Origin of the sequence: Prevotella intermedia ATCC 25611 = DSM 20706 (assembly GCF_001953955.1) — a bacterium.
Classification (GTDB): Bacteria; Bacteroidota; Bacteroidia; order Bacteroidales; family Bacteroidaceae; genus Prevotella; species Prevotella intermedia.
In genome coordinates this window covers 410,386-424,216 of record NZ_CP019301.1, presented here as the reverse complement: position 1 = coordinate 424,216, position 13,831 = coordinate 410,386, and the positions used below count along the sequence as shown (strand labels likewise).

The following is a 13,831-nucleotide window of genomic DNA, read 5'->3' as shown; positions in this document are numbered from 1 at the left end:
AGTAGGCGGGCGTTTGCTGTATAATAAGGAATCAACCGATTTTACCCCTATTGCTTTTTGTTATTTTTAACTTTATTTTAATGAAAAATATTTGATAATAAAATAAAAAAAATCTACATTTGCATTGAATTCAATTAAATAATAACTCATTAAAACCAAAGTAAAAATGAAAAAGATTATCTTATCAACAGTTATCATGCTTGCGTCTGTAGGTGCTTATGCACAATATTCAGTTGGTTCTATTAGCTTACAACCTAAAGTTGGCGTGAACATTGCAAATATCACAGACGCAGATGGTCCAGACTCACGCATTGGTCTTGCAACTGGTTTAGAGGCAGAATTTCAGGTAACCGATATCTTCTCTCTCTCATTAGGTGCTATTTATTCTCAGCAAGGTGCAAAGACTGGTATTTCTACAGATGATATAGACGGTACGCTAACTTTTAAGTTGGACTACATCAACGTACCTATCCTTGCTAACGTCTATGTGGCTAAGGGCTTGGCAGTAAAGCTAGGTATCCAGCCAGGCTTCAATGTAGCCTCTAAGGCAGAATACAAGCAAACAATAGGTGGCATTACAAACAAGGTATCGGGCGATGTTAAAGGTCTTAACTCAGTAGACGTCTCTATCCCAGTAGGTTTTTCTTACGAGTATGCCAACATCCTGTTTGATGCTCGTTACAACTGGGGTTTAACAAAGTTTATTGATGATTCTGACAGTAACAGTAAAAACTCTGTACTCCAAATCACACTTGGTTACAAGTTCAAGCTGTAAACAGAACTGTCTGCAGCGTACTTTGATATGATGAACGCAGGCTTTATCTTTCGTTTCATTCATATCCCCAACGAGCGTTTGTTTATATCTACCGTTCAGATGGTTTGAGTTCAGTTGCTCGCCATCTTGAAGAATATAAGACAAAAACACTCGCTTCTAACACACACTAACACGTCCGCCCAACTCGCTCCGAGTAGGCGGGCGTTTGCTATATAATAAAAAATCAGCCAATTTAATCTTTACTGTTTTTTTACTATTTTTACCCTTTTTTCAATGAAAATATTTGATGATAGAAGAAAAAAACGTACATTTGCATCGTATTCAGTTAATTTACAATTCATAAAAACTAAAGTAAAATGAAAAAAATCATCTTAACAGCAGCTATCATGCTTGCTTCTGTGGGTGCTTATGCACAATTCGCAGTTGGTTCCATTAACTTGCAACCTAAAGTTGGTCTGAACATTTCAAACATTACAGACATAGACGGCACAGACCCACGCATTGGCCTTGCAGCTGGTTTAGAGGCAGAATATCAGGTTTCTGACATCTTCTCTCTCTCAGCAGGTGCTATTTATTCTCAGCAGGGTACAAAGTTAAGCTGGGTAAGAGGTGGTGTAGACGTTGCACAGACTTTAAAGTTGGACTACATCAACGTACCTATTCTTGCTAATGTTTACGTGGCTAAAGGTTTGGCAGTTAAGTTAGGTGTACAGCCAGGTTTCAATGTTACTGCTAAGTTAGAGCATAAGGAAACAGCTGCAGGCCGCACAAGAAAAACAACAGGAGATGTGGAAGATGTAAAGTCAGTAGACTTCTCTATCCCCGTAGGTCTTTCTTATGAGTATGCCAACTTCCAGCTCGATGCTCGTTACAATTGGGGAGTATCAAAGGTTGCTAACGACGATGACGAGAAAAATTCTGTGTTCCAGATTACACTTGGTTATAAGTTCAAGCTCTAAACAGAACTTTCTGAAACGCACATGAACATTATGTGCATACACAGATTCGCAAATTTCGGAAATTCTTTCGAATTACACAAGTAGTAGCGAGGGTTTTGTCACTCTCCAGTCTTTAATTATGAACTCTCTGATGTTTCATGAACGTGAGTTGTTCGTCAGTGGGAATGCCCATGAGCAGTGCAACGGCTTCCGTCTCCGTCGTTGGTACAGTCATGGCTTTGAGTTCTCGCTCCGTATTCCGCGCAGCCGCAGCGGGAACTTCTATCCCGTTCTCTTGGGGTTGATACGCAACGAAAGCGAGGAACGTGCCAGATTGTTCTGGCCTCCTCTACACCAAGGGGTCACCACTGAGCAGATAGGCGAGATTTCTGACTGTGTCTATGGCCGTGCCTACAGCAAGCAGCAGGTGTCGCATCTTGCTGGCAGCTGCCGTGATGACGTCGAACGGTGGCTCGGCCGCAGCCTGTCCTCCCACAACCTGGCCGTCTACATTGATGCCACCTTTATCTCCACCCGCAGGGACAGGCAGGTGTCCAAGGAGGCCTACTATACCATTCTGGGGGGGAGGACGGCAGCAGGGAGGTGCTCACCGTTGTCAATCACCCCACTGAGGGTGCCCTGTGCTGGAAAGACGAGCTTGAGGCATTGAGGCAAAGAGGCGTCGGGCAGATAGACTTAGTCGTTTCCGATGCGTTGCAAGGCATAGAGAATGCCGTCTGTGCGGCCTTCCCTGGTTCCGCACACCAGTTCTGCGTGGCACACGTCAAGCGACAGATACTTGGCAGCGTGTCCCATAAAGACAAACTGGCAGTGGCTCAGCAGCTCAGCGAGGTGTTCCCATTGGAGAACAACGAGATGAAATCCTTCGAGGGATACGAAGAATTCATTACCTTTGTCGAGAAATGGGAAAGCAAGTACCCTGCCTTGAGAAGGTACAAGGCCGAGCGCAACAGTGCCTACTTCACGTACATGGACTTCCCAGCCCAAGTGCAGAGGTGCATATATACGACCAATTGGATTGAAAGGCTCAACAGGAAGTACAAGAGAACCATCAATATGAGAACCTCCATGCCCTCGGAGAAATCCGTCATCTTCCTACTGGCAGCGGTGGCGATGGAGGAAACAAAGACGACATATGGCAGGAGAATATATCAATTCAAAAGCTGGAAAGAAAAGAATAAAAAAGCAGTGGAAGTACAGAGAAAAGAAAGATGAATTACACACTTTTAAGGACACTACCCGCAAACAGCCGCTTTCGCAATGCCAAATCGAAATTACCGTTTTTTAAAGAAATTATCTTTACAAAGTTAAGGCTATTGTTAGGTTTAGTGCTAGAACTTCTAGAGGATTCTAGTTTTTCTAGAATTTTAAGATGACCTTGCTTTGCTTGGGTGTTAGAAAACTATTGCTTTTGAGGTTCTTTCTTCTTTTTCTTTTTCCGCTTGAACAACTCCTTGAAGTAGGTGAAGTCTTTCTTCATAATAACGCCGAGCCCCTGTGTGTTCAGCGAGTTGCGCGTGAAGTAGCGGTCGTTGGCACGGTTGTAGAAGTTCAGTGCCATATTGCCGTTCGGCACGAACAGATACTTGATGTCGAAATCGCCGATGAATGCCGATGTGTTGGTGGCAACGTTGTCGCGATAACCGAACTCGCCGTTGATGAGCAGGCGGTTGTTGAGCAGGCTGCCCGAGAGTATGCCTTCGTACTCGGCATTGCTGAAACCATCGTTACCTGTGGCTATGTTTGCGCCAAAGTTCCAGTGGTTGTCGTTTATAACGTTCGACAGCACGGTGTTGATTTGCTGTGAGAGCGTTCCCGACAAGATGCTCTGCATAACGAGCGAGGCTTGTCCTATCTGGTTAGGTTCACGGGGGGCAGCGTTGTTTGCTGCTTGCGGATAAAATCTGCCCACAGCCAGGAGGTACAACGCCTGCTGGTTAAGGTCTTGCTCGGAGTTCAATACCGACAGCACCATCTGCTTTGCGTCGGAAGAAAGTTCGGGCAAGTCGAGTCCGAACGTTATTGATGGGTTTTCGGGCGTACCGTTGATGTCGAGCAGACAGTCTACCTTGGTGTTGTTGGAGCGGAACGAATTGCCCATTTGCAGGTCGGAAAGAGGCACGGAATTCAGCGTGTAGTGCCCTTTCAGCTTCAGTGCTGCGGCAAATGGGTCGCCACCGAAGGCAATGAGCGAGCCATCGCCGAAGGTGAATTGTCGTTTTATGATGTTCTGAATGGTAAGGTTGTAGCTGCCTCGGCTGATGTTGTAGTTGCCGAAAAGCTGGAATGCGCCCTTATTATAATAGGTAGCACGGATTACGCCCGAACCGTTCAGTGCGATGTTGTCGCCTGTTGCCTCGTCCATCAGCACGCCAAGCGTAAAGTCGGGCGTGGTGTTTATGAGGAAGTTCACGTGCAGGTCGCTTGATATTTTCTTGTTGTAGCCGTTTTCGGTGTTGCGTTTCAGCCACACAGTATCTTGTCGGAGCACTGGTCGCAGCGAGTCGGGCGTCATATCACGCCAACGAATGAACGAGTTTTCGTCGATGGTATTCTTTGCCGCATTGTAGGTAATGTACGAGTTGCGGTTCGGTGTCATATTTATATTCATCGTTACTTCGTTCTCACGACCGATGATTGCACATTTGCCAGTGCCATATACACGCCCCCAGAATGTGCCCGACGATGCCTCACGGGGGAAATTGTATGCCAGCAGATTGTTGGTTTGCACGTCTATGTCGAACGTCAGATTGCGCAGTGCTTGGTGGTGGAGTCCGCCCGTAAGCATACCTGTGTGCCCTTCGGCATCGGCAATGGTGATGCGGTCGAAGCTGATTTCGTTCGGAATGAGCAGCACACGGCCGTCTTTGACGGTGTAGGTGGTGCCCAATGGCGTAATGCGCACAGAGCCCGAAGCCAGCATATCGCCCTCAAGATTTACGTCGGATAGCGGTCCTACCACCTTTATCCAACCATCTCCGTGCAATTTAATCTTGTCCATAAATGCACCGCAGAAGTGCTTCAGGAAGGTAAGGCGCGTGCCGTGGGCATAGATGGGCAGGTTTATGCGGCTGTTTCGCAAATCTACATAGCCGCCAATGTCGGTCGATGCGTCGCCGTCTATCGCCTTTGCGTCGATGTTTATGCGTCCCTCGTTGTTGTTGTAATTGGCTTGTGCATAGAGCGTTCCCATGTCGCCTCGTTCAAATTGGAACTGTCTTACAACGAGGTCGGCATACGCTTGTGGGTTGGTGAATACCGATTTCAGCACCACTTCGCCCGAAGCAAGCCCACCGAACGACACGCTGTGGAAGTTTACGAGGTCTAAGATGTAAGGCACGTCGATGTCTTTGAGTTGCACGGTGAGCGAGTCGGAAGTGTTTCCAGATGTCTGTCCGTTCACGATAATGTGCTGTTCCTTGTTCGATAGCTCGAAGTGCTTTATGTCTAAGTTGTTGTGAGCATAGGTAAGTTCCGATGGCTGCACCTGCAGTTCGATGGTGTCGATGCGTATTGCTGAGGGCGCAAAGTGCAGATGGGTAGCTAATTTGCTGCCCTGTCGTTCGAATTGTGCAATACAATTGATTTGTCCCAAGAAGGTTTTCTGTGCGAAAGCGTTGAACGACGACAGCGTGTTGAGTGCGTTGTTTGCAGCTGTTCCGTTGATTTGCAGTGCGAGGCGGCGGTCTGCCTTGTCTACCCATTCGCCTTTCAGAGCGATGTCCAAGGTATGGTTGGGCGTGGAAAGGTCTACTTCGAGGTTCTCAAAGTGGTAGCCAGCATAGTCTGCCTGTGGTGCTGCGATGTTGAGCGACAGCGTGTTGCGGGCTTCGTCCACATCGCCCATAACTTGGATATGGGGCGTGATGCCGATTTTAAGGTTCGTCAAATCGTGCAAAAGTTGTGTGTTTGTGATGTTGGCTGATATGTGGAACGCATTCTTGCTTGCGGTTTTGCCCCATCGCTGCGGTGCTCCCACAAGGGCAGGGAGGTAGGCACCAATCACGTTCTTTACGCTTTGCACGAGCGTAGAGTAGTTGAAGCGTCCAGAAATGGAAGCTGTGCCGAAGTCGGATTGCAGTTCTATCGACTTGCCCATAAGCTTGTTGGCTGCCGTTAGCTCCAAGTAGTTCAGTTCAATGCTGCGGTTGTTTGCCTCTTGCGTGGCAAAGTTGTCGAGCGTGAGTTTGCCGATAAGGTCGTCAATCGACGCACTGCTGCCTTCCAATGTCGCATGGAACGAGAGGGTTCGGTTGCCCAATGCTTCGGTGATATGCATATTGTGCAGATTCAGTCGGTCGGCATCAATGCGGGCATTTACGGCTATTTTGCCTTTCTGTTCGATGAATTTGCGAATGTTTCCCACCGTTCCGTCAATGCTTATTTTGCCGTTCGGGTCGTTGATAGAGGCTTTTCCGCTGAATATATCGTTGGTATAGTTGCCGTCTATGGCAATGTTGCGATAGGTATAGCCGTTGTAGTCGAACCGTGGCACGACACCCTTGGCGTAGATGTAGCGCAGGTCGGTGGTGGTTTCCACCTTAATATCGGCGACAACGGTGCCAAGTTGCGCAGAGGTAAGAATGTTGCCAATGGTGAAACGCTGCGTGTGCAGTTCAGCTTTTATGTTCCGTCCACGGAGCGAGAAGTCTATGTCGGCATTGCCGTGCACGAGGGCAAGTGTGCCCTTTGCGTGGTGGTTGCCGTGCGTTCCTTGCACCTTTCCTTTGAAACGAAGGTCGCCCAAGCGCAGAACTTCGGCGGGCAGGTTCAGTCGGAAAGCCTTGTTTATCTGCTGGATAAGGCTGTTTTTCACTTGAATGGTCTGTGCGTTGATGTTCCAAGCAGGTTGTGTGGTAAGGTGTGCGAGCGACCCTTTGAGGTTCGCCACGATGTCGCCCCTGCCGTAGCGCAGCGCAAGCGTGTTCAATTTCAGTTTGTCAGCCGTTCCCGAAATGTTGGTGTTGAGGTACAGTTTGTGGTTGAAAGTCTTTAAAGACGGTAGCAGACAGGCAATGTCGGCAGGCGTCAGATACGACTTTTCTATGCGCACTTGATGGTGGGCAGTACCGAAATCGGGTATTGTCGCTTTGTCGTTGAAGCGTGCTATATATAAAGGTATGTTGATTTTCGACTGTGGGAGCTGAACGAGCAGGTCGTTTATCTCTGCCTGTTGCTTGTCCATCTTCAAGCGTAGGTGCAGTTTGCGCACGTCCAATCCTGACGCTTCAGCAAACGAAAGGTTGCGAACGGTGGCGTCGATATGGTCGTCGGTGAGGGTGTTTAAGTTGATGTGTCCCGATATATCCTTAACGTTGAGGTGGTTAAGGTTCAGCTTGTTGCGTGTGATAGGCGCAGAAAGAAGGTCGTAACGCACATTGCTGTGGCGGATAATAAGGCTTTGAATGCGAAGGTCTAAAGGGATGTGGTGCGTTGTATCGCGCGATGCTAACGAGTCGATGACGAACTGGAAGTTGGGCTTTTCGCTTGGCGAGGTGCGATAGAGTAGGGCGTTCAGACCGAAAACCTGTGCCGACGATATACGCACTTTGCCCTCGCTGATGAGCGTCCATAGGTCTATCTTTGTGGCAATGCGCGATGCCTTTGCCATTTGCTTGCCTTTTTGGTCGTTTACAACCAATCCGTCTACAATGAAATGGTTTAAGAATCCAAGGTCGATGCGTCCCACCTGAACCTTTGTTCCAAGTTTTTCGGTGAGTGCATTTGCAACCTGCGTACCCACGAAATGCTGTACGGAAGGCAGGTGTAACAATATAATAATAAGCAAGTATAGCCCAATTGCGGTCCATACGCTCCATCGAATAAAAGTCCTCAGTTTCTTCAAAGCAAGTGCAAAACTACAATTTTTCCATTGTATACTAAAATTAATGATACAAAAAGTTTCTAAAGTGCCTAAAAATTACTATATTTGCACGCTGAATTAGCGAAGATTTCATTATTTATATTATGACAGAACAAATAAGGTTGCGTAAGGGTTTGGATATAAAACTCAAAGGACGTGCTAAAAAACAAACAATGCCACTGGAATTGTCGAAGCTGTATGCAATAGTACCCGATGATTTTGTAGGGGTTACACCCAAAATGGCAGTGAAGGCAGGCGACCATGTCAAAGCGGGCGAAACGCTTTTCGTGAACAAGAATTCCGAGGAAGTAAGGTTTGCTTCTCCTGTCAGCGGTACTGTAAAATCAATAGAAAGAGGCGACCGCAGAAAGATTCTGTACGTTAGCGTAGAGGCAGATGACGAGCAAAAGTTTGCTGATTTCGGTGCGAAAGACATACAGACGCTTGATGGCGAAGGGGTGAAGAAGGCTCTGTTGGAAGCTGGATTGTTTGGATATATCAACCAGTTGCCCTATGCAGTGTCTACCACTCCCGACACTGAACCAAAGGCAATATTTGTTTCGGCATTAAGAGACAAACCATTGCAAGGCGACTTTGAGTATGAACTTGAAGGAGAAGAGCAAGCCTTCCAGACTGGATTAACCGCACTGTCAAAGATTGCAAAAGTTTATTTATCTATCGGTGTACAGCAAAACAGCAAGGCTTTGACAGAAGCAAAGAATGTTGAGCTGACAGTTTTCGATGGACCTTGCCCTGCTGGAAACGTAGGTGTGCAAGTCAATCATCTATCACCTGTGAACAAGGGAGAAGTGGTTTGGACGGTAGATCCAACTGCTGTCATCTTCTTCGGACGACTCTTTCAGACGGGTAAAGTAGACTTGACACGTGTTGTTGCCATAGCCGGCAGCAAGGTAAAAGAACCTGCATACGTGAAAGCATTGGTAGGAACACCTATCAAGGACATTGTTGCAGGCAGACTGACAGCCACCGAACACGTGCGTATATTGAACGGAAACCCACTGACAGGTACGATAGTTGGCGATAATGCCTTCCTCGGTGCACACACATCTGAAGTTGTGGCAATGCCCGAAGGCGACGATGTGGACGAAATGGCAGGCTGGATAATGCCTCGTTTCAATCAGTTCTCTACATCGCGAAGCTATTTCAGCTGGCTCTTTGGCAAGAAGAAGGAATATGACCTCGACGCCCGCATCAAGGGCGGAAAGCGTAATATCATCATGAGTGGCGAGTACGACTCAGTATTACCGATGGACATATATGGCGAATACCTTATAAAAGCTATCATTACGGGCAATATCGATAAGCAGGAACAGCTTGGTATTTACGAAGTAAGTCCCGAGGATTTTGCCTTGGCAGAGTTCGTAGACAGTTCAAAGCAACCATTGCAGCAGATTGTGCGTAACGGTTTGAACACGCTGCGAAAGGAGAACGAGTAAGTACACCTTTATTATAATAGAGAATTAACAACTTTAAGTGATACAATATGAGCTTAAGAAATTATCTTGATAAGCTGCGTCCACAATTTGAGAAAGGTGGAAAGCTGCACGCTTTCAAGAGCATTTACGATGGTATGGACACTTTCCTGTATGTCCCACACGAGACATCGAAGAGCGGAGCGTCTATTCACGATGCCATCGATTCAAAACGAATAATGAGCATGGTAGTTATTTCGCTGATACCTGCAATGTTGTTCGGTATGTACAACATTGGTTATCAGAATGCTTTAGCTGCTGGCAAATTGGGCGAAGCAACCTGTATGGGAATGTTCCTGTATGGTGCTTTGATGCTTTTGCCTAAAATCTTGGTGTCTTACATTGTGGGTCTCGGCATCGAATTTGCTTGGGCACAATGGAAAGATGAGGAAATTCAGGAAGGCTATCTGGTAAGTGGTATCCTCATTCCGCTTATCATTCCCATCACGCTGCCACTGTGGATGCTGGCATTAGCCGTAGCTTTTGCCGTGATTTTCACAAAGGAAATCTTCGGCGGAACAGGTATGAATACCTTCAATGTGGCACTTGCCGCACGTGCTTTCCTCTTTTTCTCTTATCCGGGAAGTATGACAGGCGACACGATATGGACTTCTACCGAACAGATTTTCGGACTTGGCTACACGCTACCTGACGGCTTTACAATGGCAACTCCATTGGGCGAGATAGCTCAAAGCACAGCTGTGAACGCATCGTTGAACGATATGATTATTGGTTTAATTCCCGGTTCGGTGGGCGAAACATCGGTTATCGCCATTGCTATCGGTGCAATCTTCTTGATTTGGACGAACATTGCCAGCTGGAAAACCATGCTTAGCGTCTTCGTAGGTGGTGCCGCTATGGCGTTACTCTTCCATTCTACGGGTGCAAGTCCGTTGCAATGGTACGAGCATATCGTGCTGGGTGGCTTCTGTTTCGGTGCTGTATTCATGGCAACCGACCCTGTTACCTCTGCGAGAACGGAGTGCGGAAAGTGGATTTACGGTTTAATGATTGGCGCAATGGCTGTCATTATCCGTGTGTTGAACCCCGGTTATCCCGAAGGAATGATGCTTGCCATACTCTTTGGTAACATGTGCGCACCATTAATCGACTACTGTGTGGTTCAGTCTAATATCAACAAGCGTGCTAAGCGTGCTAAAATGTAAGGAGGAAAGAAACAGATGAAGACAAATAGCAATTCATATACAATCATCTATTCTGCTGTTCTTGTGGTCGTTGTGGCTTTCTTGCTTGCTTTCGTATTCCAAGCATTGAAACCTGCGCAAGACGTTAATGTGCAGATAGACCACCAAAAGCAGATTCTCTTTGCACTCAACCAAGACCGCAATATGACCAACGAAGCAGCGCAAAAGCTGTGGAAGGACATCATTGTTGCCGACGATATTATCAACGAAAACGGAGAAATTGTGGAACAAGGCGAGCAAGGTGGCGTAAAAGCAGGCTTCAAGTTGGACAGCAAAGACGCTAAAGAAGGCAAATTGGCATTGTTCCGCTGCAAGGTAGACGGTAAGGACAAGTATGTTATTCCTGTTTATGGAAACGGACTTTGGGGACCCATCAACGGTTTCATAGCTTTGAACGAAGACAAGGCAACCATCTTTGGCGTGTACTTCAACCATGAGAGCGAAACTGCCGGATTGGGTGCAGAAATCAAGGATAGCAAGGAATGGCAAGACAAATTCAAGGGCAAGAACATCTTCAATGCACAGAAACAGAATATCGTTTTCAGTGTAACGAAGAAGGTGGAAAAGCCTGAAAGCCAAGTGGACGCTGTTACAGGAGCTACGCTGACAAGCAACGGTGTAACCGAAATGTTCCACAACGAGAAAGGCGGACTTGCACCTTACGTTAAGTTCCTCACCGCAAAGTAACATTGAGAAGTAAATTAATATAAAACAGAAAGATTATGAGTTTGTTCTCAAAACAAAATAGAGAGGTTTTCATAAACCCGCTGAACCTTGACAACCCTGTGTTGATACAGGTGTTAGGTATCTGTTCGGCTTTGGCTGTTACCTCGCAGCTGAAACCTTCTATCGTCATGGGACTGGCGGTAACCATTATTACAGCCTTCTCGAATGTGATAGTTTCGATTATTCGTAAAACCATTCCAAACCGTATTCGTATCATCGTTCAGCTTGTTGTCGTGGCTGCTTTGGTAACCATTGTCAGCCAAGTATTGAAGGCTTTTGCCTACGATGTAAGCGTCCAGCTTTCGGTTTACGTGGGTCTTATCATTACCAACTGTATCCTTATGGGGCGTTTGGAAGCCTTCGCCATGACGAACAAGCCTTGGCCAAGTTTCCTCGACGGCATTGGTAACGGCATCGGCTACGCCATCATTCTTGTATTGGTAGGCGGCTTCCGTGAGTTCTTTGGTCGTGGCACCCTGCTTGGTTTCAAGGTTATTCCGCAGAGTTTCTACGATATGGGCTATGTAGACAATGGTATGATGGCAATGCCTGCTATGGCGTTGATACTCGTTGGCTGCGTTATATGGGTTCATCGTGCATATTTCTATAAAGGAGAAGAAAAATAATTATGGAACATTTATTAAGTCTATTCTTCAGGTCCATCTTCGTGGACAATATGATATTCGCATTCTTCCTTGGAATGTGTTCGTTCTTAGCCGTATCTAAAAACGTTAAGACATCGTTCGGACTCGGTGCTGCCGTTATCTTTGTGTTGGTTGTTACCGTGCCTGTAAACTACCTTTTGCAAACGAAAGTGCTCGGTCCCGACTGCTTGATAGAGGGCGTAGACCTTTCTTATCTCAGCTTTATTCTCTTCATTGCCGTTATTGCGGGCATTGTTCAGTTGGTTGAAATGGCAGTCGAGAAATACTCACCTTCGCTCTATGGGGCGTTGGGTATCTTCCTTCCGCTCATTGCCGTGAACTGTGCCATCATGGGTGCCAGCCTCTTCATGCAGCAGCGCATTGGGCTCGACCCTTCAAGTTCGCAGTACATTGGTTCTGTTTGGGACGCTCTCATCTACGGACTCGGCTCTGGTATCGGCTGGCTCTTTGCCATTGTGCTGATGGGTGCTATACGCGAGAAAATGGAATATTCTGATGTGCCCAAGCCTTTGCAGGGTCTTGGCATCACTTTTATCACCGTAGGACTTATGGCTTTGGCTATGATGTGCTTCTCAGGACTTAAAATTTAATATCAAAAATGGCAGAGTTTATATTATACAGCATTGCTGTTTTCTTGGTTACAATCCTTCTTTTGGTTATTGTTCTTCTTGTTGCAAAGAAGTATCTCAGTCCAAGCGGAAAGGTTAAGATAACTATCAATGGCGATAAAGAATTAGAAGTAGAACAGGGCAGCACCATTTTGGGAACGCTCAACGAGAACGGCGTCCACTTGGCTTCTGCGTGTGGAGGTAAGGGAAGCTGCGGACAGTGTAAGTGCCAGGTGCTCGAAGGCGGTGGTGAAATCCTCGATTCAGAACGCCCACACTTCTCTCGTAAGGAGGTAAAAGACCACTGGCGTCTTGGCTGTCAGGCGAAAGTGAAGGGCGACCTCTCCATAAAAGTATCAGAATCCATATTGGGTGTTAAGGAATGGGAATGCACCGTTATCTCCAACAAGAACGTTTCGTCGTTCATCAAGGAGTTCAAGGTGGCACTTCCTCCAGGCGAACATATGGACTTTGTGCCAGGTTCGTATGCACAGATACGTATTCCAAAGTACGACTGCATCGACTACGACAAGGACTTCGATAAGGAACTCATCGGCAAGGACTACCTCCCAACGTGGGAAAAGTTCAACATACTTTCGCTCAAAGCCAGCAACCCAGAAGACACCGTGCGTGCTTACTCAATGGCAAACTATCCAGCCGAAGGCGACATCATTACGCTCACCGTGCGTATTGCTACGCCACCGTTCCTGCCACGTCCACAAGTAGGTTTCCAAGACGTACCAGCGGGTATCGGTTCGTCGTACATCTTCACGCTGAAACCAGGCGACAAGGTAATGATGAGCGGTCCTTACGGCGAGTTTGCACCTAACTACACATCGGGCAAGGAAATGATATGGATTGGTGGTGGTGCAGGTATGGCACCGTTACGCAGTCAGATTATGCATATGTTGAAGACATTGCACACCCGCGACCGTGAGATGCACTTCTTCTATGGTGCCCGTGCGTTGGGCGAAGCCTTCTTCCTTGAAGACTTCTGGGAGCTTGAAAAGGAATATCCTAACTTCCACATGCACCTCTCGCTCGACCAGCCCGACCCAGTGGCAGATGCAGCAGGCGTGAAGTATTACCAAGGTTTTGCGGTGAACTGTATTTGCGAAACCTATCTGAGGAATCACGAAGCACCCGAAGATTGTGAGTATTATCTTTGCGGTCCTCCTATGCTCATCAAAACTGTTACCGACTATCTCGACAGCCTTGGCGTAGAGAAAGACGCCATTCGCTTCGACGATTTCGGATAAGAAGCAATTGTATAAATCTCAAGTAAAAACAATTTTCATTATAACAAAGGCGTCTGCACCCATAAGTGCGGACGCCTTTTACTTTTGTTGCAAGGCTATTTCGTCAATACAAAATGCGGGTAGGGGAGTGCCCCTTCACGTTCCTGACACCGAAAGAACAACAGATTTGCCGTGAGGAATGCGATAAATAGCACCCCTATAATGAGCAACAGTTTGTAGATAAAAATAAATAGGAAAGAGCAGGATTTACCATTTATTTTGTAAAGATAATAGTGTTA

Annotated in this window: 9 protein-coding genes and 1 pseudogene; 9 read left to right on the top strand and 1 reads right to left on the bottom strand. The window is 46.8% G+C overall.

Annotated elements, in window-relative coordinates:
• Window positions 1–166 precede the first annotated feature (166 nt).
• From BWX39_RS10455 to BWX39_RS12865, 3 genes and pseudogenes are all read left to right on the top strand, one after another.
• Window positions 167–775 carry a porin family protein gene (locus BWX39_RS10455; RefSeq protein ID WP_028905189.1) on the top strand — a complete coding sequence of 203 codons (609 nt, stop codon included), beginning with the start codon at window positions 167–169 and terminating at the stop codon, window positions 773–775.
• Window positions 776–1,131: 356 nt separating this feature from the next.
• Window positions 1,132–1,734: a porin family protein gene (locus tag BWX39_RS10450; protein ID WP_028905190.1), complete on the top strand. Its 603-nt coding sequence runs from the start codon at window positions 1,132–1,134 to the stop codon at window positions 1,732–1,734.
• 52 nt (window positions 1,735–1,786) lie between these two features.
• Window positions 1,787–2,907, top strand: a pseudogene (locus tag BWX39_RS12865) (IS256 family transposase); the annotation flags it as partial.
• Window positions 2,908–3,136: 229 nt separating this feature from the next.
• On the opposite strand, the gene BWX39_RS10440 reads toward BWX39_RS12865, so the two are convergent.
• The gene (locus BWX39_RS10440) at window positions 3,137–7,612 is read right to left on the bottom strand and encodes a translocation/assembly module TamB domain-containing protein (protein WP_028905192.1); all 4,476 of its coding nucleotides are present in this window, start codon (window positions 7,610–7,612) and stop codon (window positions 3,137–3,139) included.
• A gap of 89 nt (window positions 7,613–7,701) precedes the next feature.
• On the opposite strand from BWX39_RS10440, the gene BWX39_RS10435 reads away from it, so the two are divergent.
• From BWX39_RS10435 to nqrF, 6 genes are read left to right on the top strand one after another with little or no spacing between them, the layout of a single operon-like run.
• Complete coding sequence (locus tag BWX39_RS10435) at window positions 7,702–9,054, top strand: Na(+)-translocating NADH-quinone reductase subunit A (protein ID WP_028905193.1); 1,353 nt, start codon at window positions 7,702–7,704, stop codon at window positions 9,052–9,054.
• A 47-nt stretch (window positions 9,055–9,101) separates the two neighbouring features.
• Entirely contained in the window at window positions 9,102–10,256 is a 1,155-nt protein-coding gene (locus BWX39_RS10430; RefSeq protein ID WP_028905194.1) for an NADH:ubiquinone reductase (Na(+)-transporting) subunit B, read from the top strand.
• Window positions 10,257–10,271: 15 nt separating this feature from the next.
• Window positions 10,272–10,982: an NADH:ubiquinone reductase (Na(+)-transporting) subunit C gene (gene nqrC, locus BWX39_RS10425; RefSeq protein WP_028905195.1), complete on the top strand. Its 711-nt coding sequence runs from the start codon at window positions 10,272–10,274 to the stop codon at window positions 10,980–10,982.
• Between the two features lie 35 nt (window positions 10,983–11,017).
• Complete coding sequence (locus tag BWX39_RS10420) at window positions 11,018–11,647, top strand: NADH:ubiquinone reductase (Na(+)-transporting) subunit D (RefSeq protein ID WP_014708359.1); 630 nt, start codon at window positions 11,018–11,020, stop codon at window positions 11,645–11,647.
• Window positions 11,648–11,649: 2 nt separating this feature from the next.
• Entirely contained in the window at window positions 11,650–12,276 is a 627-nt protein-coding gene (gene nqrE / locus BWX39_RS10415; RefSeq protein ID WP_028905196.1) for an NADH:ubiquinone reductase (Na(+)-transporting) subunit E, read from the top strand.
• 8 nt (window positions 12,277–12,284) lie between these two features.
• Entirely contained in the window at window positions 12,285–13,553 is a 1,269-nt protein-coding gene (nqrF, locus tag BWX39_RS10410) for an NADH:ubiquinone reductase (Na(+)-transporting) subunit F (RefSeq protein WP_028905197.1), read from the top strand.
• Window positions 13,554–13,831 lie beyond the last annotated feature (278 nt).